This window comes from Roseateles sp. GW823-FHT07B05 (assembly GCF_058794515.1).
In genome coordinates this window covers 286,731-306,420 of record NZ_JBXAGX010000005.1, presented here as the reverse complement: position 1 = coordinate 306,420, position 19,690 = coordinate 286,731, and the positions used below count along the sequence as shown (strand labels likewise).

At 71.7% G+C, this 19,690-nt stretch carries 15 protein-coding genes; 5 read left to right on the top strand and 10 right to left on the bottom strand.

The genetic code is table 11. The features are described from left to right. The first annotated feature begins 2 nt into the window (after positions 1-2). Positions 3-1,040, top strand: coding sequence for a S66 peptidase family protein (locus AC1Q7O_RS13775; RefSeq protein WP_492660732.1), 1,038 nt, complete (start codon positions 3-5; stop codon positions 1,038-1,040). Positions 1,041-1,129: 89 nt separating this feature from the next. Further along, a complete protein-coding gene (locus AC1Q7O_RS13770) occupies positions 1,130-2,155 on the top strand; it encodes a glycoside hydrolase family 88 protein (RefSeq protein ID WP_492662713.1) in 1,026 nt (341 codons plus the stop codon). Here AC1Q7O_RS13770 and AC1Q7O_RS13765 read toward each other — a convergent pair. The 8 genes from AC1Q7O_RS13765 to AC1Q7O_RS13730 all read right to left on the bottom strand — a co-directional run bounded on the left by AC1Q7O_RS13765 (position 2,124) and on the right by AC1Q7O_RS13730 (position 13,493). Next, complete coding sequence (locus AC1Q7O_RS13765; protein ID WP_492659539.1) at positions 2,124-2,912, bottom strand: substrate-binding periplasmic protein; 789 nt, start codon at positions 2,910-2,912, stop codon at positions 2,124-2,126. The two genes, AC1Q7O_RS13770 and AC1Q7O_RS13765, sit on opposite strands and share 32 nt — an antisense overlap. Positions 2,913-2,942: 30 nt before the next feature. Continuing rightward, a complete protein-coding gene (gene dacB, locus AC1Q7O_RS13760) occupies positions 2,943-4,364 on the bottom strand; it encodes a D-alanyl-D-alanine carboxypeptidase/D-alanyl-D-alanine endopeptidase (RefSeq protein ID WP_492659540.1) in 1,422 nt (473 codons plus the stop codon). Then, positions 4,361-5,260, bottom strand: a complete 900-nt coding sequence (locus AC1Q7O_RS13755; RefSeq protein WP_492659541.1) for an ornithine cyclodeaminase family protein — start codon at positions 5,258-5,260, stop codon at positions 4,361-4,363. Before AC1Q7O_RS13755 ends, dacB begins: the two co-directional genes overlap by 4 nt. A 64-nt stretch (positions 5,261-5,324) precedes the next feature. Next, the gene (locus tag AC1Q7O_RS13750) at positions 5,325-8,219 is read right to left on the bottom strand and encodes a TonB-dependent receptor domain-containing protein (protein ID WP_492659542.1); all 2,895 of its coding nucleotides are present in this window, start codon (positions 8,217-8,219) and stop codon (positions 5,325-5,327) included. 158 nt (positions 8,220-8,377) lie between these two features. Continuing rightward, a complete protein-coding gene (locus AC1Q7O_RS13745) occupies positions 8,378-9,460 on the bottom strand; it encodes a serine hydrolase (protein ID WP_492659543.1) in 1,083 nt (360 codons plus the stop codon). Then, on the bottom strand, positions 9,457-10,698 hold the full coding sequence (locus AC1Q7O_RS13740; protein ID WP_492659544.1) for a D-amino acid dehydrogenase: 1,242 nt from the start codon (positions 10,696-10,698) through the stop codon (positions 9,457-9,459). Before AC1Q7O_RS13740 ends, AC1Q7O_RS13745 begins: the two co-directional genes overlap by 4 nt. Before the next feature lie 321 nt (positions 10,699-11,019). After that, positions 11,020-12,213: an amino acid aminotransferase gene (locus tag AC1Q7O_RS13735; protein WP_492659545.1), complete on the bottom strand. Its 1,194-nt coding sequence runs from the start codon at positions 12,211-12,213 to the stop codon at positions 11,020-11,022. 188 nt (positions 12,214-12,401) lie between these two features. Beyond that, positions 12,402-13,493, bottom strand: coding sequence for a DUF2332 domain-containing protein (locus AC1Q7O_RS13730; protein ID WP_492659546.1), 1,092 nt, complete (start codon positions 13,491-13,493; stop codon positions 12,402-12,404). Positions 13,494-13,549: 56 nt separating this feature from the next. Between AC1Q7O_RS13730 and AC1Q7O_RS13725 the strand changes: the two genes are divergently transcribed. Next, positions 13,550-14,218 carry a Crp/Fnr family transcriptional regulator gene (locus AC1Q7O_RS13725; protein ID WP_492659547.1) on the top strand — a complete coding sequence of 223 codons (669 nt, stop codon included), beginning with the start codon at positions 13,550-13,552 and terminating at the stop codon, positions 14,216-14,218. 365 nt (positions 14,219-14,583) lie between these two features. Continuing rightward, positions 14,584-16,371, top strand: a complete 1,788-nt coding sequence (locus AC1Q7O_RS13720) for a carbohydrate-binding protein (RefSeq protein WP_492659548.1) — start codon at positions 14,584-14,586, stop codon at positions 16,369-16,371. 274 nt (positions 16,372-16,645) lie between these two features. Here the strand turns inward: AC1Q7O_RS13720 and AC1Q7O_RS13715 are convergent, their stop codons facing one another. After that, complete coding sequence (locus AC1Q7O_RS13715) at positions 16,646-17,134, bottom strand: glutathione peroxidase (RefSeq protein ID WP_492659549.1); 489 nt, start codon at positions 17,132-17,134, stop codon at positions 16,646-16,648. A 158-nt stretch (positions 17,135-17,292) separates the two neighbouring features. Between AC1Q7O_RS13715 and AC1Q7O_RS13710 the strand changes: the two genes are divergently transcribed. After that, on the top strand, positions 17,293-18,252 hold the full coding sequence (locus AC1Q7O_RS13710; protein ID WP_492662712.1) for a hypothetical protein: 960 nt from the start codon (positions 17,293-17,295) through the stop codon (positions 18,250-18,252). Between the two features lie 106 nt (positions 18,253-18,358). On the opposite strand, the gene lplT is transcribed toward AC1Q7O_RS13710, so the two are convergent. Further along, positions 18,359-19,651 carry a lysophospholipid transporter LplT gene (gene lplT, locus AC1Q7O_RS13705; protein ID WP_492659551.1) on the bottom strand — a complete coding sequence of 431 codons (1,293 nt, stop codon included), beginning with the start codon at positions 19,649-19,651 and terminating at the stop codon, positions 18,359-18,361. Between the last annotated feature and the right edge of the window lie 39 nt (positions 19,652-19,690).

Sequence of the window (19,690 nt, the reverse complement as noted above, 5' to 3'; positions counted from 1 at the left end):
ACATGAACCCGTCCCGCCGTCAACTACTGCACTTCGGCGCCGCCGCCTCGAGCCTGCTGGCCGCCACCGCGCCGGCACAGGGTGCCGGCGGGCCGCTGCGGGCGCACCGCCTGCGCCCAGGCGACACGATCGGCCTCGTCAGCCCCGCCAACGCCACCTTCGAGCGCGAGCCCTTGCGAATCGCCATCGAGTCGCTGCAGGCGCTGGGCTTCCAGGTCAAGCCGGGCCAGCACGTGGCCGCGCGGCGCGGGCCGTTCGCCGGCACCGACGCGCAGCGCGCCGCCGACGTCAACGCGATGTTCGCGGACAACGCGGTCGCCGGCATCCTGGCGCTGACCGGCGGCTCGGGCTGCAACCGCATCGTCGACCAGCTGGACTACGACCTCATCCGCCGCAAACCCAAGTTCTTCGGCGGCTTCAGCGACCTGACCAGCCTCGTCAACGCCATCCACCGCCGCACCGGCCTCGTCACCTTCCACAGCCCGGTGGCCGGCTCGGAGTGGAACGACTACTCGGTGCAGAGCTTCAAGGCGGTCGCGATGAACGCCGAGGCCGCCGTGCTGCGCAACCCGGTCGTCAAGGCCGTGGACGACGTCATCGTGCGCGACGAGCGCATCACGACGATCCGGCCGGGCAAGGCCCAGGGCCCGCTGGTGGGCGGCAACCTCACCGTGCTGGCCTCGCTGGCCGGCTCGGCCTACTTCCCCGACTGCCGCGGCGCCATCCTGTTCCTGGAAGACATCAACGAGTACATCTACCGCATCGACCGCTGCCTCTCCACGCTGCGGCTGGCCGGCGCGCTCTCGCCGCTGGCGGGCGTCGTGCTGGGCCGCTTCACCAAGTGCGAGCCGGGCGACGGCTACGGCAGCCTGACGCTGGACGAGGTGTTCGACGACTACTTCCTGCCGCTGAACATCCCCGTGTACCGCGGCGCGGCCATCGGCCACATCAAGCGCAAGCTGACCGTGCCGGTGGGCGCGCCGGCCGAGCTGGACGCCGACGCCGGCACGCTGCGGCTGCTGGCGCCCGCCGTGGCCTGAAGTGTTCAACGCCGCACAGCGCCGCTCGCAGCTCGCTTCACAAGGCGCGAACCCCGCGGCCACCACAGCGGCATGACACTGCGGGCGCCATGCCCGCCCTGTCCCGCCGCACACTGCTGATGACCACGCTCGCCCTGCCCGCCTGGCCGGCACAGGCCGGCACGCAAGACCTGGCCCGGCGCCTGGCCGCCCACTACCCCGGCAGCCCGCAGGCCTTCTACATCGACGCGCTGATCCTGTCGGCCCAGCGCCGCCTGCGGCCCGACGCCAGCCTGCCGCCGGCCAGCCGTGCCCGGCTGCTGGCGCGCCGCGACGCCGCGCCGGCGCTGGCCCCCGCCGCGTGGCCGCAGCGCGCCGGCTATGCCGCGCTGGCCGAGGCGGCCCGCCACGACGGCGACACCCGCGCCGGCGAGCTGGCGCTGCAGGCCCTGCGCGACGCCGTCGTCGACACCCCCGCCGGCCCGCAGTTCGCCGGCCTGCGGCCGTGGACGGACGACCTGTTCCTGTGCGGCCTGCTGGCTGACCGCGCGCTGCCACTGCTGCCCGCCACCGAGCAGCCGCGCGCCGCCGACGCGCTGGGCCGCACGCTGGCACCGCTGGCCGCGCGGCTGCAGCGCCCGGGCGGCCTGTTCGACCATGCCGACGGCGCGCCCATCGCCTGGGGCCGCGGCAACGGCTTTGCGGCGCTGGCGCTGGTGCAGGCGCTGGAGGGCGTGCTGCCGCCCGGCACCGCCGCCGGGCGGGACCTGCTCGCGCGACTGCAACACCAGCTGCACGCGCTGCTGCCGCTGCAGCGCCCCGACGGCCTGTGGCGCCAGGTGCTGGACGATGCCGACGCCTGGCCCGAGCTGACCGTCACGGCGATGGCGCTGACCGCGCTGGCCCGCGCACGACGGCACGGCTGGCTCAGCGGCAGCGGCGTGGACGACGCCATCGCCCGCGCGTGGGCCGGCGTGCAGGCCCGCGTGGGCGCCGACGGCGCCTTCCGCGACGTCTGCGACGGCACGCCCGCTGGTGCCGACCTCGCCTTCTACCTGGGACGCCCCGTCATCCACGGCCGCGACGACCGTGCCGCGGCCGTCGTCATGGGAGCGGCGCTGGCGCTCGAGACTTGACGCAGGCCGACGCGGGCAGCGCGTACGGCCTGAGCAGCTCGGCCGTGCGGCCGCTGTCGCACAGCCTCTGCAGCGCCTGCGCGAAGGCCTGCGCATCAGCCACCGTGACGCGCTCGCGGTTCAGGCCGAAGGCGTAGCCGAAGCTCTTCACGACGCCGGCCACGCGCAGCCCACCGAGCGCCTCGTCACGGATGAGCTGCTGCGCGACGGCCTCGTTGGCCAGCGCCAGGCCGCCCTCGCCATAGCGGCCGGCGGCGAGCTTGCGCAGCACGGTGAGGTTGTCGGCCTCGATCTCGGCGCGAGCGCCGGGCACGCCCTGGACGAGCGCGCGCAGCGCGTCCTCCGCGGCCGAGGGGCCGTAGACCCCCAGCGTGCGGCCGGCCAGCTGCCCGGCATCGCCGCTGAACTGCAGCGCATTGGCGCTGCGCGCGAACAGCACGTAGCGCGCATCGACGACCGGCGGCGACACATGGAACCGCGGCCGCGTGGCCGGCGGCGTGACGATGGCAAAGAGGCCGGGCACCTCGCCCGCCTGCGCGACGCGCAACGCGCGCCGCCACGGCAGGATCTCGACGCTGCAGTGCCACGCCAGCCGCGCGCAGGCGGCCTGCAGCACGTCCACCAGCGGCCCGGCGGCGCGGCCCTCGGCCACATGGCTGTAGGGCGGCAGCGCCTCGGTGACAAAGCGCATCTCGCGCGGCTGGGCCAGCACGGCCGCCGCGGACAGGCCCAGCGCCAGGGCTGCCATCGCTTTCATCTCGGCCCTCCTGCGGCCGAGGATAGGCCATCAGCGCTGCGCGGCCACCCAGTTGACGAGGGCGTCCAGCACCGGCCGCCCCTTGGCCGCGGCCTCGGGGTGGTTCAGCAGCGCAACGAACACCCAGGGCCGTCCCGACGCGTCCGGCACGAAGCCAGCCAGGCCCACCGCGTCGCGCAGCGTGCCGGTCTTGAGCCGCGCTCGGGCCGCGGCCGGGCCGTCCTTGAGCCGGCGCGACATCGTGCCGTCAACGCCAGCGATGGGCAGCGTGCCCAGCAGCTCGGGCGCCTGCTCGCCGCGCTGGCCCATGCGCAGCACGTCGGCCAGCTGGGCGGGGCTGATGCGTTCGGTGCGCGACAGGCCCGAGCCGTTGTCCAGCACCAGGCCGCGGTCATCGAGCTGGTGCGCGTTGAACCAGGCACGCACGGCGCGGTCGGCGGCGGCCAGCGTCGGCTCACCGGGCGATGCGGCCTGCGCGCCCAGCTGCAGGTAGACCAGGCGGCTGAGCGTGTTGTCGCTGCTCTTCATGACGCCGCGCAGCACCTCGGCCAGCGGCCGGCCGCGGTGCGTGGCCAGCACGACGGCGCCGGCCGGCGCGGCTGCCTCCACGTCACCGGCCGCGAGCGTGCCGCCCAGCTCGGCCCACAGCTGGCGCACGGCGCGCACGGTCAGCCACTGGCGGTCCACCAGCTGAAGCGCGACGCGCTGCTGGCAGCCGGCGGGGAAACCGCCCTGCAGCGCCAGCTGCCAGCCGTCGCCCGCGGGCTGAACGACGGCGGGCTGCCAGACCTCGTCCCAGTCCTTGCACAACCGCGGCGACGGCCGCATCGCGGATGCATCCAGGCCCAGACCGGGCAACGCCGGCACGCTGCGCACACGGGCGCCGCCGGGCGTGGCCTGCAGCTCCAGCGTCAGCAGGCCGCCGTTGAAATGCAGCGCGTCGGGGATGACGTTGTAGGGGAACTCGGGCGCGTCGTCGAACGGCGGCAGGCCGACGTCCAGCCGCGCCGGGTGGAACAGCGTGCGGTCGATGACCAGGCCGCCGCGGATGTCGCGCACGCCGCTCTCGCGCAGCTGGCGCAGCAGCCACCAAAGCGCCGGCCAGTCCAGGTCGGGGTCGGCGCCGCCACGCAGGATCAGCGGGCCGGGGATGACGCCATCGACCGGCGCGGTGGCGGCCAGCAGCTCGGTGCGGCCGCGGTGGTTGATGCCCAGGCGCTCCAGCGCGACGGTGGCCGTGACCAGCTTCATCGTCGAGCCGGGCGACATCGCGTCGTCGGCCCGGCGGCTGACGGCGGGCCGCGAGCCGTCCAGCGGCTGCAGCACATAGCCCAGGCTGTCGGCGGGCAGGCCGGCCTTGGCGAGCGCGGCCTGCACGGGGTCGGGCACGGGCGTCGTCGTCGCGCAGCCCGCCAGCAGCAGCGCGGCCGCGCACAGCCAGGCCCGCGTCACAGCACCCCCAGCCGGCGCGCGACGACGCGGGCCAGCGCCACGTCTTCCAGGCCGATGCCCACGCTCTTGTAGACGGCGATGTCCTGCGGGCCGCGCGGGCGCGGGGCGGCCAGCAGCTCGCCCAGCTCCGTCCAGCGCGCGGGCGGGCAGTTGACGAGGTCGCCCGCCTCCAGCTCGGCGGCGGTGCGCCATTCGACGGCGATGAGCGCCGCGCGCGCCAGCAGCGTGTCGTCCAGCTCGCGGGCCGCGCGGGTGCTGGAGCCGACCGCCGCGACAAAGACGCCGGGCTTGACGAGGCCGCCGTCGAACAGCGGCGTGGCCGAGCGCGTGGCGGTCACGAGGACATCGGCTTCGGCGGCGGCCGTGGCGGCGTCGACAACCTGCGCACCGAGTTCCGCAGCGAACGCATCGGCACCCGACCGCGCGCAGACGAGCACGCGCTCGAAGCGCCGCACCCGCACCAGCGCCTCGGCGTGCGCGCGCGCCTGGATGCCGGCGCCGAAGACGGCCAGCGTCTTCGCGTCGGGCAACGCGAGCAGGTCGGTGGCGACGGCCGTGGCCGCGGCCGTGCGCAGCCGCGTGAACTCGTTGGCCTCCAGCGTAGCCAGCGCTGCGCCGGTGGCGGCGGAGAACAGGCTGACGAGGAAGTGGTACCGGCCGTTGCGCGACGAGTAGACCTTGGTGCCCAGCACGGCCGGCAGGTCACCGTCGGCATCGAGGATGGCGCCCATCGCGCTGATGGCCAGCGATGCGCCATCCTGCGTGGCCGTGGCGCGGTGGCGAGCCAGCACCTGGGCGTGGCCGCGGCCATGCTGCAGAAAGGCCTCGCGCAGCGCCAGGCGGGCGGTGTCGGCGTCCAGCACGGTGGCGACCTGCGCTTCGGTGATGAGTTGCATGGCGGGCAATCGACGAACAGGAAAAAGGCCCCGGGCGGGGCCTTGCGAGAGGGGCCGGGCCAGCTTACTCCATGGTCCAGCGGGCGGAGATGCCCACGGTGCGGCCGCGCGGGTCGGCCACGCGCGGGTCCCAGCCGGTGCCGGCGGCGCTGTCGACGTTGTGCCAGGTGAACGGCGGCTGGATGTCGCCGATGTTGATCAGCGAGCCGGTCAGCGTGAGGCCCTTGATGCCGGTGAAGCTGCCCACGAGGTTGAACGTGCTGTAGGACGACACGCGGCGCGTGTACGGCTGGGCCGTCGTGTAGTTGGCGCCGCCGGCGGCCGTGGGGCCGCGGTTCTGGTCTTCGTAGCCGTCGCGGTAGTTGCCGGACAGGGTCACGTTCCACACGTCCGTGCGGTAGCCCAGGCTGAGGTTGAGCTTCAGCGGCACGTACAGCGTGGTGTTGCTCCACTTGCCGACGTACTCGATGAATGGCGCGTTGTCACGCGTCTGCTCCTTGTTGCTGAGCATGCGCGTGCCGGTCAGCGAGGCGGTCATGCGGCCCTGCAGCGCGTCGAACTGGTAGTTGGCGCCGAAGTCCACGCCCTTGGTCTTGCTGCCGGCGGAGTTCACCCAGCCGGCCTGCAGGTACTGCACGACGTTGGTGGCCGGATCGCGAACGAAGTTGTCCTTGTAGATGTCGTAGTTCGAGATCATCTCGGTGGTGCTGAGCTGGCGGATGCGGTCCGACAGCGTGACCTGCCAATAGTCGGCATAGGCCTGGAAGTTCGCATTCGGTGCGAACACGAGGCCGGCGCTGGCCTGGCGCGAGGTCTCGGGTTCCAGCAACGGGTTGCCGCCGGCGCGGTAGGGCAGGCTCAGGCGCGCGCATTGCGTGGGGTCGGTGGGGTTGGCCTGATCGGCGCACAGCACCGGGTCACGGAACTGGCCGGTCAGCTGCGACTCGACGACGCCCTGGCGCACCTGCTGCGGCGTCGGCGCGCGGAAGCCCGTGCTGGCCGAGGCGCGCACCAGCAGCGTGTCCAGCGGCTGGTACTTGAGGCCGATCTTGGGGTTGGTGGTGCCGCCGATGACCTGGTACTTGTCGTAGCGGGCCTGCAGCGTCACTTCCAGGTCCTTGATCGGGCGGGCCACCAGCTCGCCGAACACGGCGCCGATCTTGCGCGACAGCGACGGCGACGACGTGTTGCCCGGGCAGCCGTAGGTCAGCGTCTTGTTGTCGTAGGTGGCGAGCGTCGTGGCGGTGATGCTGTCCACGCACATGAAGCCGGTGGCGCCCGAGAACTCGTAGCTCTCCTGCCGCGCGCTGGCGCCCAGCGCGAACTCCAGCGGGCCGGCCAGGAACTCGCCGATCGGCCCGGAGATCGTCGCGTCGACCGTCTTGACGCTGGTCTTGCCGTCGTAGATCTTGCCGCGCATCTGCATGTCCTCGAAGGCCTGCTGCACGTCGGCCGTCTGCGTCTTGCCCGGCATGATGAACGGGTTGTACTTGCCGCTGGCCAGCAGGTCGACGAGCTTCTTCGTGTTGGGGAAGCCGTTGATCAGCGTGGCCGAACTCTTGGACTCGCCGTAGCCGGCGCCCACCGAGTAGTCCAGGCCCCAGATCGTGCCGTCCAGCGCCGTCTGCACGCGCAGGTTGTCGGTCTCGTTCTCGCGGATGCGCAGGCCCAGGTCGTTCAGGAAGTTGACGCGGTAGGCGATGGGCTTGGTGGGGTCGAACTGCGCGGCGTTCACGAGCGCGCGCATGTTCAGGTAGTAAGGGCTGGTGGTCTGCAGCAGCGTGTTGGACGTGGCCGTCACGCCGTTGACGGTAGCCGTCGTGTTGCCGGCGCTGATCTGGATGGGCGAGTACTCGCCGCGGTTCTTGACGGTGGAAGCCATGACCTCGACCGAGGCCTGGTGCTCGTCGTTGATCTTGAACGTGCCGCGCATCAGCCCGTTCACCGACTCCTGCGGCGACTTCAGCATGTAGTTGCGGCCGTAGTCGCGCGCGCAGCGGTAGCGGGAGTTGGCCTGCGTGTAGCCGAACAGGTCCCAGATCTGGATGTTGGGCGCCAGCGGCACCTGGTTAGGAATGGCCTCGCACTGGCCCTGGATGGCCAGCAGGTTGAGGTTGGTGTAGCGCGTCGCGTCGCCCGTGCCCACCGTCGTGCCGGCGGACGTGAGCGCCGTGTTGGCCTGGTTGATGATGTTGGCGTGGATGGCGCTGGAAGTGTCGGGCGTCAGCAGGCGGTCGGGCTGGTAGCCGGTGGCCCAGGGGCGCTCGGTGCCGCGCAGGATGTGGTTGTTGTCGACCGTCAGCGTGGCCATCACGTTGAAACGGTCGGTGGCCAGGTTGCCCCAGCCCACCGAGCCCGACAGCCGCGCCGTCTGGCCGCCGCCCGAGGCCTCGGGCATGAAGTAGCTGGCGCTCAGCGACGCGCCCTGGTAGCTGGTCTTGGTGATGAAGTTGATGACGCCGGCGATGGCGTCGGTGCCGTAGATGGCCGAGGCGCCGTCCTTCAGCGTCTCGACGCGCTCGATGGCGTCCATCGGGATGGTGTTCAGGTCCACCGCGCCGCCGCTCATGCCGTGCGTGGACACGCGGCGACCATTCAACAGCACCAGGGTGCCGGTGGGGCCCAGGCCGCGCAGGTTGGCGAAGTTGGCGCCGCCGAAGGTCTTCTCGCCGTCGCCGCCGAACACGGCGTTGTTGGTGACCTGATTGATGCTGCCGGCGTTGGCGGTCAGGTTGTCGACGATCTGGTCCACGCTGGTCAGGCCGAGCTGGCGGATCTGCGTGGCGGTGATGACCTCGATGGGCATGGACTTCTCGTCCGCCAGGCGCTTGATGCTGGAGCCGGTGATGGTGACCTTCTGCAGTTGCTGCTTGGCCGGTGCATCGGCACCAGTTTGGGCCGACAGGGCACCACTGAGGCACAGCAGCGCGGCGGCGCAGGCAATTCGGGTGGGTTTCATCGTTGTTCCTGTAAAGAAATTCGCTGTCGTCATGATTGCCGTAGCGGGGCCACGGCCACCAGAGGGCCGTGCCCGGGTCGTGGCTTCCTGGCAATCACGGTTTGGGCGCGAGGCATAACCTGCGCGAATGGACGGGGCCGGCATGCCCCGTTCTGGCGTCAGCCGCCGGCCTTCAGCAGGGCATGCACGGCCGCGCCGAGCGCCGGCAGCCGCCACGTCGTCGAGGCCTGCGGATGGGGCGCGTAGCGCGAGCCCAGGCTGGTGGTCACGGCGATCAGGTAGTGCAGCCCGCCGTCGTGCACGATGCCGGCGTCGCTGGCGTAATTCTGCGTGTTGCCGGTCTTGTGCGCGAAGTGTGTCGGGATGCCCGGCACCCAGCCGGGCAGCACGCGCAGCGACTCGCTGGACAGGATCTCGTGGCGCTGCTGCGCGTCCAGCGCGCGGCGCAGCACGGCGCGGCCGGCGGGGCTGACGAGCGGCGGCTGCGCGGGTGCGTCGGCGTCCAGCCGCCACATCAGCCGCAGCGCGTCCCAGGCCGTCATCTGGATCTGGCCCACGCCCGCGCCCGCGCCATTGCCCCAGCCGCCGTCGGGCTGCGTGTTCGCCAGGCGCAGGCCCGGCAGGCCGTGTTCGGCAAACAGGTCGTGCAGCTCGTTGTGCACCTCGCGGCCGCCCTCGCGACGGATGGCGCCGCGGTCATGCAGGTGCGCCACCAGCGCCGAGGTGGCCTCATTGCTGCTGACGGTGATCATGTCGAACAGCCAGTCCGCCACCGCGCGGGTGCCACCGCCGAAAGCGAGGGGCAGCGCCCAGTCGCTGCGGCCCTGGTCGACGAGGCGGGCCACGCCGACGGCCACCATCGTCTTCAGCAGCGATGCCGGGTAGGGCGAGACAAAGCGGGGGCCCTGGCCGAACCACGGTGGGAACGCGATGCGCGACCAGTCCGCACCGGGCAGCCACGCGAAGGAGTCGCCGGCCGCGTTACGCACATCGGCCTGGAAGGCGATGTTGTGGACGGTGCCGAACTCGCCGTCGAAGCGCGCCACCAGCCCCTGCGGATGCTCGCGCGAGAACAGCACGTTGGCGGCCACCGGCGCGGCGCCGCCGAACACGGCGACGGCCAGGTCGATGCTGGGCATGACGCCCAGCGGCGCCCCGCCCTGCAGCGCGTCGGCCGTCTGCTCGAAGCGCTGCGCCTGCACGGCGGCGCGCAGCGCCTGGGCGAGGTCGTCAGCGGTCACCGCGACAGGCCGTCCAGCGGCAGTGGGCTGGCGCGGCCCGACACCAGCTCGGCCACGATGTCCGCCGTCGCGAACGAGAACGTGAAGCCCAGCGCGCCATGGCCCACGTTGAGCCACAGGCCGGGCACGCCGCTGGCGCCCACGACCGGCGCGCCGCTGGGCGTGGCCGGGCGCAGGCCGGCCCAGGCCGTGGCGCGGTCGTAGTCGGCCGCGTGCGGGAAGGTGGCGCGCACCGAGCGCTGCAGCGACGCGAGCCGGCGCGGGTCCAGCGTCAGGTCGTCGCCGACGAGGTCCACCATGGCCGCCACGCGCAGGTCGGTGCCGATGCGGGCGTAGAGGATCTTCTTCTCGAAGTCGGTCACGCTGACCTCCGGCGCGCGGTGGCCCGGCCCGATGGGCGCCGTAAGGCTGTAGCCCTTGAGCGGGTACAGCGGCAGCGGCACGCCCACGGTGGCGGCCAGCGCGCGGCTGTGCAGGCCCGCGGCCAGCACGACGGCATCGGCCGTCACATCGCCGGCCGGGGTGCGCACGCCGAGCACGGCGCCGGCCCGGTCGGTCAGAAAGCTGTCGACCCGCGCGCCCAGCCGGCCGCGGAAGTGTTCGTGCGCGGCCAGCCGCTCATGCAGCGCGCCGCAGAAGGCGTGGCAGTCGGCCACCGCCTCGCCGGGCGTGAAGATGCCGCCGGCCAGCGTGGCCTCGGTGTCGGCCAGCGCCGGCTCCAGCGCCACGCAGTCGTCGTGCGACAGCGCCTGCTCCACGCCGCCGCTCGCGCGCGCCGCGACGCGGGCGAACTCGGTGGGCTGGCGGTAAACCACCAGCTTGCCCGGCGCGCGCAGCGCGATCACGTCGCCCAGCTGCGCCTCGTGGCACAGCCGCGCGAAGGCGTCCTGGCTGAAGGCGCCCAGCGCCAGCAGGCGCTCGGTCGCCAGCCGGTTGACCGGGCCGCGGCAGTTGCGCAGGAAGGCGGCCAGCCAAGACCACTGCGCCCGGTCGAACTCGGGCCTGAAGCGCAGCGGGCCGTCGGGGTCCAGCAGCCAGCGCAGCGCCTTCAGCGGCACGCCGGCATCGGCCAGCGGCGACACATAGCGGTAGCTCAGCTGGCCGCCGTTGGCGCGGCTGGCGCCCTGGGCCACGCCCGCCTCCTGCTCGACCAGCGTGACCGCATGGCCGCGCTGCAACAGCGCCCAGGCCGTCGTCAGGCCGACGACGCCGCCGCCGATCACCACGCAATGCTTCATCCTGACCCTGGGCTCTTGTACTGGCCGGCAGGGTAAGGACGCCGGGAAGCCGCTGCCAATGAAACCGGCAGCGGCGGCCATCACCCGGCGTTATGAGGTGCCCCCCGCCCGGCCTCGCCCCGCTGAACGCGGGCGAGGCCAGTCGGCCCCCCGAGGGGGCGGCGATGCTCGCGGCGTCAAGCCGCTCGCACATCGCCAGCGCGGGCCGGCTTGCGGGGTGGAGTCGGACACAAGCAGTCCCTGCGGACTGCTTGTGCCTACGGAACGCCATGGGCCTCCGGTCCATGGCAGGCCCGGCGCTCGGCCCGAATCTCGGCAGATTTAGGCGAGCACGGCGGCCATGGCCTCGGCGGTGGCCTCCACGTTGCGGGTGTTCAGCCCCGCCACGCACATGCGGCCCGAGCGCAGGATGTAGACGCCGAACTCGGTCTTCAGCCGCTCGGCCTGGTCGGCGGTCAGGCCGGTGTAGCTGAACATGCCGCGCTGCGTCAGGAAGTAGTTGAAGTCGCGGTTGGGCAGTTTGGCGGCCAGCACGCGGTACAGCTCCTGGCGCATGGACTGGATGCGGCCGCGCATCTCGGCCACCTCGGCCTCCCACATCGCGCGCAGCTTGGGATCGGTCAGCACCTTGGCGACGATCTGGCCGCCATGCATGGGCGGGTTGGAGTAGTTGCGGCGGATCATGAACTTCAGCTGGCCCAGCACGCGGGCGGCCTGGTCGGCGTCGGGGCAGACGACGCTGAGCGCACCGCAGCGCTCGCCGTACAGGCTCATGCTCTTGGAGAAGCTGTTGGCGATCAGGAAGCTCAGGCCCTCGTCGGCCAGCAGGCGCACGGCGAAGGCGTCTTCCTCGATGCCGTCGCCGTAGCCCTGGTAGGCCAGGTCCAGGAAGGGCAGCAGCTCACGTTCGCGGATGACGGGCACCAGCGCGCGCCACTGGTCGGCCGTCAGGTCCACACCGGTGGGGTTGTGGCAGCAGGCGTGCATCAGCACGATGCTGCGCTGCGGCAGCGTCTTGAAGAACGCCAGCAGCTCGTCGAAGCGCAGGCCACCGGTGGCGGGGTCGTAGTAGGGGTAGGTCTCGCAGACATGGCCCGAGCCCTCGAAGACGGCGCGGTGGTTGTCCCAGGTCGGGTCGGACAGGTAGACCTTGCTGTCGGGGAAGTAGCGCTTGAGCAGGTCGGCGCCCACCTTCAGGCCGCCGCTGGAGCCCACGCCCTGGATGGTGGCGATGCGGCCGGCGGCGATGGCCGGGTGGCCGGCGCCGAACAGCAGGCCCTGCACGGCGCTGCGGAAGTTGGCCGCGCCTTCCATCGGCAGGTAGGGGCGTGCACCGGCGGACTCGACGACGGCCAGCTCGGCGGCGCGCACCGACGGCAGCATGGGGATGCGGCCGTCGTTGTCGAAGTAGATGCCGATGGACAGGTTGATCTTGCCGGCGCGGGGGTCCTTCTGGAACGCCTCGTTCAGGCTCAGGATGGGATCGCCGGCGTAGGCGTCGACGTGCTGGAACATGGGGTGTCTCCTTGTGGAGGCGGGATTATCCGAGCAGGCTCTGAATGCGGCTGTCGGACGCGCCCGAGGGACGGCGCAGGCGGGTCGCTGGCCAGGCGCGACGACGACGTGGGCTCGCGCCCACGAGGAGAGGCCACGCCGCCAGCGGTTCGCCTGGGCCGGGCAGCGGGCGTGGCCGGCAGCCGAATTCAGAGCCAGAAAACCCAGCGCCCGTGCGGGTGGCTCCAGGCCAGCGGGCGCTCGGCGGCGCGACCGGCCTCGGCATGCCGCAGCGTCCACAACGTCAGCGACGACGGCGCCTCGCCCGCCGGCAGCACCGGCATCGGCGGCGGCGCGGCCCGCGCGCTCAAGGCCGGCAGGTCGCCGCAGATCCAGGCCAGCCCGTGGCTCAGCGCCAGCCGGTCGACGGTGGCGCGCAGCCGCGCGAGGTCGGCCGCGTTCAGGTAGTACAGCACCCAGCTCGTCAGCAGCACCGGCTGCACGCCGGCCGGCAGGCCCCGCAGCCACGGCTCGATGGCAGCGATGCAGTCCTCGGCCTGCGTCAGCGTCACGGGCAGGTCGGCCAGTTGCGCGGCTGCGCCGGCCAGCCGCTCGCGGCGGCGCGCATCGTGCGGCCACAGGCAGGCCTGCAGCCAGCGCAGGCGGGCCGGGTCGGTGACATCCACGGGCGCCGGGTCCAGCCCGTGGCGCAGCGCAAGGCGCCAGCCGGCCTCGGCCGGCGGCGGCGCCGCGCCCAGCCAGCGTGACTCGACCGCCACCGACGCACCGCCGCGTTCATGCCAGGCGCCATCGTCCGTGCGCCAGCGCAGCCGGTAGCGGTCCACGCCGAGGTTGAGCCCTGCGCTGCAGCCGAAGTCCAGCAGCGCGAGATGGCGCGCCCCGGTCGCCTGCGCCGCCGTCCCCAGTGCCGGCCAGATCACCGCGCAGCGGCCGATCTCGTTGGTCTGCGTCGCCCCGTGGCGCAGGTGTTGCACCAGCGCGGGCCATTCCCGGTCGAGGCAGGCCCGCAGCGCGGCGGCCAGGCCCGCATCGGGCTCGCGCTCGCCGCCGGCGCTGGGGTAGTAGCTCGCCAGCTCGGGCGCGGCGCCAGCCAGCACGCGCTCGTGCAGCGCCGCCAGCAGCAGGTTGGCCTTGCGCTGCTCGGGCGGCGCCTCGGCCAGCAGCGCCAGCGCGCGGTCGTCGTCCGCGGCCACGGCGCACAGCGCGATGTAGAGCGGTTCCTGGCTGCATTCCTCGGCACCAAAGCGGCGCAGCAGCGTCTGAAGAGCGTCAAGGTCCATGCGGCCAGCATAGGCAGCCAAGCACAGGGCTTGTGTCGGCCAGCCGACAATGCGCCATGCCCGACGACGACGCGCTGTGGCGGGTGTTCGCCGCCAATTTCCCCGGCCTGACGCTGCCCGCCGGCTTGGCCGCGCAGTTGCCGGCGCTGGTGCCATGTCGACGCCTGGGCGACGGGCGGAGCCTGTTCATGCAGGGCCAGCGCCCCGCTGCGTTCTACGCGGTGGCCGCCGGCGAGATCGAGACGCGCTTCACCGGCGCCGATGGCGGCGTGTCGGTCATCGAGAACGTCGCGCCGCCGCGGCTGTTCGGGCTTGCAGCGTTCGCGGCGGGGCAGCCGGCGGAGTACGAGGCCGTCGCCCGCGGCCCCACCGAGGTGCTGGTGTTCGGCCGCGTGCCGTACACGCGGCTGATGGACGAGGCGCCCGGCTTCGCCCGCGCGCTGCTGGCGGAGTTCGCGCGGCGCTACGACGGCACGCTGCGACTGCTGCAGGCGGCCCGCCACCAGAGCGCGGCCGAACGCTTCGCACTGGCCCTGGCCCAGCTTGCGCGAGAGCGCGGCAGGCCGGAGCACGACGGCTGGGTGAGCGTGGCCGCCACGCAGACCGAGCTGGCCCAACTGGCCCATGTGTCGCGGCAGACGGCCAACGAGCTGCTGGCGGCCGCCGAAGCCGCAGGCCGCGTGCAGCGCGGGCGGGGCCGCTGGCGGTGGCGGAGTACGGCGTGAGCCGGCGTTGCCATCGGGCAGACCGGGACACGGGCCGCATCGTCGCGGCAGCACCGGCGGGCGCAGCGGCGATCGTTCAAAGCCGTTGACCGTCGGGGTCTGGCGCCCGACCTGGGCGCCAGGTTCAGGGCTCACGGCGCGCCTCGGCCAGGCCCGCGTCGCCACCTCGCACGACGCGCAAGCTCCGATTGACAGCGCTTTCATGGCCTGCTCCTGCACTGCTGGCGACGCCTGGCGAGCGGTCCACACCGTCAAGACGGGAATGCAACCAGAAATGACAACGCTGTACACACGCCAACCGAGACGGCTCTACTCGCGCCCCAGGCAGCACTGAACCCTGCCGCCAACGCCCCGAGGAGACACCCATGCATACACTTGCAACCCAGGCCCGCCGGGCCGTCGCCGCGCTGTTGGGCGGCCTGCTGCTGGCCCAGGCCGGCCTCGCCCTGGCCGATGTGAGCCCGCTCTCCGTCAGCGGCAACAAGATCCTGGCCGGCGGCCAGCCCGCCAGCTTCGCCGGCAACAGCCTGTTCTGGAGCAACACCGGCTGGGGCGGCGAGAAGTACTACAACGCCAGCGCCGTCGCCTGGCTCAAGAACGACTGGAAGTCCCGCATCGTGCGCGTGGCCATGGGCGTGGACGAAGGCGGCGGCTACCTCCAGGACGCGGCGGGCAACAAGGCGCGCGTCAAGGCCGTGGTGGACGCCGCCATTGCCAACGACCTGTACGTCATCATCGACTGGCACAGCCACCACGCCGAGGACTACCGCACCCAGGCCGTGGCCTTCTTCGAGGAGATGGCCCGCACCTACGGCCGCAGCAACCACGTCATCTATGAGGTCTACAACGAGCCGCTTGGCGTGTCCTGGAGCGGCACCATCAAGCCCTATGCGCAGGCCGTGATCAACGCCATACGCGCCATCGACCCCGACAACCTCATCATCGTCGGCACGCCCAACTGGTCACAGGACGTGGACGTCGCGTCGCGTGACCCCCTGCAGGGCACCAACATCGCCTACACGCTGCACTTCTATGCAGGCACGCACGGCCAGGGCCTGCGCGACAAGGCGCAGACGGCGCTGAACAACGGAATCCCGCTTTTCGTCACCGAATGGGGCTCGGTCAGCGCCAGCGGCGATGGTGCCGTGGCCGAGGCCGAGACGGCGGCCTGGATGGACTTCCTGAAGACCCGCGGCATCAGCCACGCCAACTGGGCGCTGAACGACAAGTCCGAGGGCGCCTCATCGCTCGTGTCGGGCGCCTCCGCCCAGGGCGGCTGGACCGCCGGGCAGCTGACCCGCTCGGGAACCTTGGCCAAACAGATCATCAGCGGCTGGGGCGGCGCCCCCACGCCGGGCTGCAGTCGCGCCGCGCTGCCCGCCCGTGTGCAGGCCGAGGCCTACTGCAACATGGCCGGCATCCAGGTCGAGCCCACCACCGACGCCGACGGCGGCAGCAATGTCGGCTACATCGACGCCGGCGACTGGATGACCTACGACATCAACGTGCCCACCGCGGGCAGCTACGCCGTGAAGTACCGCGTCGCCAGCGTGCCGGGCGGCGGCGTCATCCAGCTGGAGCGGGCTGGTGGCGGCAGCGTGTTCGGCACCGTGAACGTGCCCGCCACCGGCGGCTGGCAGAACTGGACGACGGTGCAGCACACCGTCACCCTGCCCGCTGGCACCCAGACGCTGGCCATCCTGGCCAAGACGGGTGGCTTCAACGTGAACTGGCTGGACCTCAGCCCTGCCGGCGGCCCCACCCCGGCAGGCATCACCGTCCAGGCCGAGAGCTTCGATGCGCAATCCGGCGTGCAGACCGAAGCCACCACCGACACGGGCGGCGGCCTGAACGTGGGCTACCTGGACGCGGGCGACTGGCTGTCCTACCCCGCCATCACCCTGGCCGCCGGCGGCACCTACCTGGTTGAGTACCGCGTGGCCAGCCTGAACGGCGGCGGCAACCTGCAGCTGGAGGAAGCCGGCGGCAGCATGGTGTACGGCGCGCTGAACGTGCCGTCCACCGGCGGCTGGCAGAACTGGACGACGATCTCCCACACCGTCACGCTGCCCGCGGGCAACCGCAAGTTCGGCATCGCGGTGCGAAATGGCGGCTGGAACCTGAACTGGCTGCGCGTGACGAAGACGCCCTGACGGGACCGCTTGAAAGCGAAGGCGGCCAGGGCTGCCGCGTGCACACCCGTCAACGCGCGCACGATGCTGGCCCCTTCACCGGGAACGACGCCAAGCGCCACCCGTTGCCGGGCTCAGAGGGTGAGAGTTGTTCAGCCGCGCCCGAAAGGCGTGTCAAAACACCTTCGAACCAGGCACAAAGCGCAGGCTTGACTCGGGCGACGCCGAGCAAATGCGACGACGGGCGGTTTATTTGGGCGTGCAAGGCGGGTGGGGATGAAAGGCTCTCACCCCCTCAAGCCTTCAGCGCCGCCTCGATGTCGCCGCGCAGCTTCTCCGGCGCGTCATTCGGTGCATAGCGCTTGATGACCTGGCCGTCGCGGCCGACGAGGAACTTCGTGAAGTTCCACTTGATGGCCTCGGTGCCCAGGAAACCGGGCTTCTCGCTCTTCAGGAACTTCCACAGCGGATGGGCCTCGCTGCCGTTGACCTTGATCTTGGCCATCATCGGGAAGCTGACACCGTAGTTGAGCTCACAGAAGCTGGCGATCTGGTCGTTGCTGCCGGGGTCCTGGCCGCCGAACTCGTTGCTGGGGAAGCCGATGATGACCAGGCCCTTCGGCCCGTAGTCCTGCCACAGCTGCTCCAGCCCCTTGAACTGCGGCGTGAAGCCGCATTCGCTGGCCGTGTTGACGATGAGCAGCACCTTGCCGCGCTGGGAGGACAGCGCCGCGGGCTCGCCGCGGATGGAGGTGGCCTGGAAGTCGAAGACGCTCTCGGTCATGAACAAGCCTCCCTAGAAGAAGGCCCCCATGCTACCCGCGGCTGCCATCGAGGGTTTGTAGCATGGCGCCCGCCGCGCGGCTGGCCTTCCAATCGCGCGAACTTCGGAGCCGCCCTCTGGGTTGGCCCGGCCCACAACTAGCCCCCCGGAACTCGCCCATGTTCATGGATCACCTGGCTTGCTTCACCCCCGCCGATCTGGCCGGACGCACCCCGCCCGACCTGGCCGCGTTCCGCTGGAGGCTGCTGGCTCAGGGTGACTCCTGGTTCTCGAACTCGCGCGACAAGCTCAACGCCCACGCCAATCTGCTGCAGGAGCTGGTGTTCCGGGGCCAGACCGCCGCCGTCAACTGCGCCGGCACGGGCAACGCGCTGTCGCACATGGTGGACCTGGAGTCCAGCGCCGATTTCGTCGGGCTGCTCAGCGGCCCCGATGCGCCGGTGTGGGACGGCGTGCTGCTGTCCATGGGCGGCAATGACCTGATCGCCGCCGCGCGCACGCCGGCACACGACGCCGCCGGCGCGCCCATCCCGCTGGAGCTGCGGCTGATGCGCCGCCAGACCGAATGGGGCCCGCCGTCGGCCGGCGTCGCGCGCTACTTCTCGGAGCCCGGCTGGGCCACCTACGCCGAGTACCTGCGCGCCAACGTCAAGCACCTGCTGAGCCTGCGCGACCAGGGCCCCTCGGCCGGCAAGCCCGTCTTCATGCACTGCTACGCGGTGCCCATGCCGCGCCCGGCCGGCGCCGAGAGCAATGACGACCTGGGCGCCGCCAGCGGCCCCTGGCTGTACCCGGCCATGAAGGCCTATGGCGTGCCCGCGGCCGACTGGGCGGCGGTGAGCCGGCTGATGGTGTTCCACCTGGCGCAGCTGCTCAAGGGCATGGCCGCCGACAAGGAAGGCTTCCCCGGCCTGTTCGTGTTCGACTCGACCACCGTGCCGCTGGCACTGGCCGCGCCCGGCTCGACGGGCATCAGCGGCGACTGGCACAACGAGATCCACCTCAACCACAGCGGCTGCTTCAAGATCGCCCGCGCGTGGAGCGAACACATCGAGATGGTGCTGGAGGGCAAGCACCTGATCCCGGTGCCCACGGGGCGCAAGGGCCGCCTGAAATAGGCCCACCCCCTACGCGCTTCGCGCGCCCCCTCAAGGGGGCACTGCCAGTGGCCCGGCAAAGCCGGTTCCACGGCAGTCGCGCGAGGAGCGGCCTGGCTGCGCCGGCCTAGCGGTCGACTGGCTTGAGATCGTCGCTGCGCGCCAGGTCCAGCAGGTGCTCGACCTCTTCCTTGTGCTCGACGAGGTTGCGCTGGTGCCAGCGCCTGATCCACCACATCGTGCCGGCCACGACGACACCGAAGATGGTGATGGCGCCGAAGGCCGACAGGCCGAAGCGCGTCATGGCCGTGTAGAACGCGCCCAGACCCAGGATGCAGGCCTGTTCGTTGAAGTTCTGCACCGCGATGCTGCGGCCGGCGCCCATCAGGTTGTGGCCGCGGTGCTGCAGCAGCGCGTTCATCGGCACGACGAGGTAGCCGCCGATGCCGCCCAGCAGGATCAGGAACGGCGCCGCCACCCAGACGTTGCCGATCAGGTTCATGAAGATGACCAGCAGCCCCATCGCGATGCCCAGCGGGATGACGGTGGTGGCGCGGTCCAGCCGGCAGTACATCGACGCGACGACGGCGCCCACCGCCGTGCCGATGGCCACCACGCCCACCAGCGACGACGCCTGCTGCGTGCCATAGCCCAGCGCCGCGGCGGCCCAAGCCAGCACGATGTAGCGCAGGTTGCCGCTGACACCCCAGAACAGCGTCGTCGTGGCCAGCGAGATCTGGCCCAGCTTGTCCTGCCACAGGCGGCTGTTGCAGCTGGAGAAATCGCGCACCAGGCCCACCAGGCTGTGCGCGATGGGCTGCAGCGGCGCCTCGGTGCGCGGGATGCGCAGGTTGAACAGCGCCGCCAGCACGTACAGGCCCACCAGGCTGGCGATGGCCGCCTCGGGGCCGGTGTCGATGCCGGTGTCGATCAGCGGCAGGTCGAAGCCCAGCAGCATGTGCGAGACGCGGTCGCCGATCAGCTGCCCGCCCAGCAGCACGCCCAGGATGATGGACGCGATGGTCAGGCCCTCGATCCAGCCGTTGGCCTTGACCAGCTGCGACGGCGGCAGCAGTTCGGTCAAGATGCCGTACTTGGCTGGCGAGTAGGCCGCCGCGCCCAGCCCGACGATGGCGTAGGCCATCAGCGGGTGGGTGCCGAACAGCATCATCAGGCAGCCCACCACCTTGATGCTGTTCGAATAGAACATCACCTTGCCCTTGGGCACCGCGTCGGCGAACGCACCGACGAAGGGCGCCAGCACGACGTAGAACAGCGCAAACATGGGCACCAGCGCGGCGCGCTGCCACTCGGCGGCACCGGACGAACGCAGCAGTTCGACCGCGGCGACGAAGAGCGCGTTATCAGCCAGCGAGCTGAAGAACTGCGCCGACATGATGGTGTAGAAGCCGCGTTTCATTGACCGAAGTTCGATCCTGACTAGGGAGTCGTGAGCTGT

Bases quoted from the DNA above. Each gene is read 5' to 3' on its own strand.
- AC1Q7O_RS13765 (WP_492659539.1), bottom strand. From the start codon at position 2,912: ATGAAAGCGATGGCAGCCCTGGCGCTGGGCCTGTCCGCGGCGGCCGTG.
- lplT (WP_492659551.1), bottom strand. From the start codon at position 19,651: ATGAAACGCGGCTTCTACACCATCATGTCGGCGCAGTTCTTCAGCTCG.
- AC1Q7O_RS13770 (WP_492662713.1), top strand. From the start codon at position 1,130: ATGCCCGCCCTGTCCCGCCGCACACTGCTGATGACCACGCTCGCCCTG.
- AC1Q7O_RS13730 (WP_492659546.1), bottom strand. From the start codon at position 13,493: ATGGACCTTGACGCTCTTCAGACGCTGCTGCGCCGCTTTGGTGCCGAG.
- AC1Q7O_RS13775 (WP_492660732.1), top strand. From the start codon at position 3: ATGAACCCGTCCCGCCGTCAACTACTGCACTTCGGCGCCGCCGCCTCG.
- AC1Q7O_RS13740 (WP_492659544.1), bottom strand. From the start codon at position 10,698: ATGAAGCATTGCGTGGTGATCGGCGGCGGCGTCGTCGGCCTGACGACG.
- AC1Q7O_RS13755 (WP_492659541.1), bottom strand. From the start codon at position 5,260: ATGCAACTCATCACCGAAGCGCAGGTCGCCACCGTGCTGGACGCCGAC.
- AC1Q7O_RS13735 (WP_492659545.1), bottom strand. From the start codon at position 12,213: ATGTTCCAGCACGTCGACGCCTACGCCGGCGATCCCATCCTGAGCCTG.
- AC1Q7O_RS13715 (WP_492659549.1), bottom strand. From the start codon at position 17,134: ATGACCGAGAGCGTCTTCGACTTCCAGGCCACCTCCATCCGCGGCGAG.
- AC1Q7O_RS13720 (WP_492659548.1), top strand. From the start codon at position 14,584: ATGCATACACTTGCAACCCAGGCCCGCCGGGCCGTCGCCGCGCTGTTG.
- AC1Q7O_RS13710 (WP_492662712.1), top strand. From the start codon at position 17,293: ATGTTCATGGATCACCTGGCTTGCTTCACCCCCGCCGATCTGGCCGGA.
- AC1Q7O_RS13750 (WP_492659542.1), bottom strand. From the start codon at position 8,219: ATGAAACCCACCCGAATTGCCTGCGCCGCCGCGCTGCTGTGCCTCAGT.
- AC1Q7O_RS13725 (WP_492659547.1), top strand. From the start codon at position 13,550: ATGCCCGACGACGACGCGCTGTGGCGGGTGTTCGCCGCCAATTTCCCC.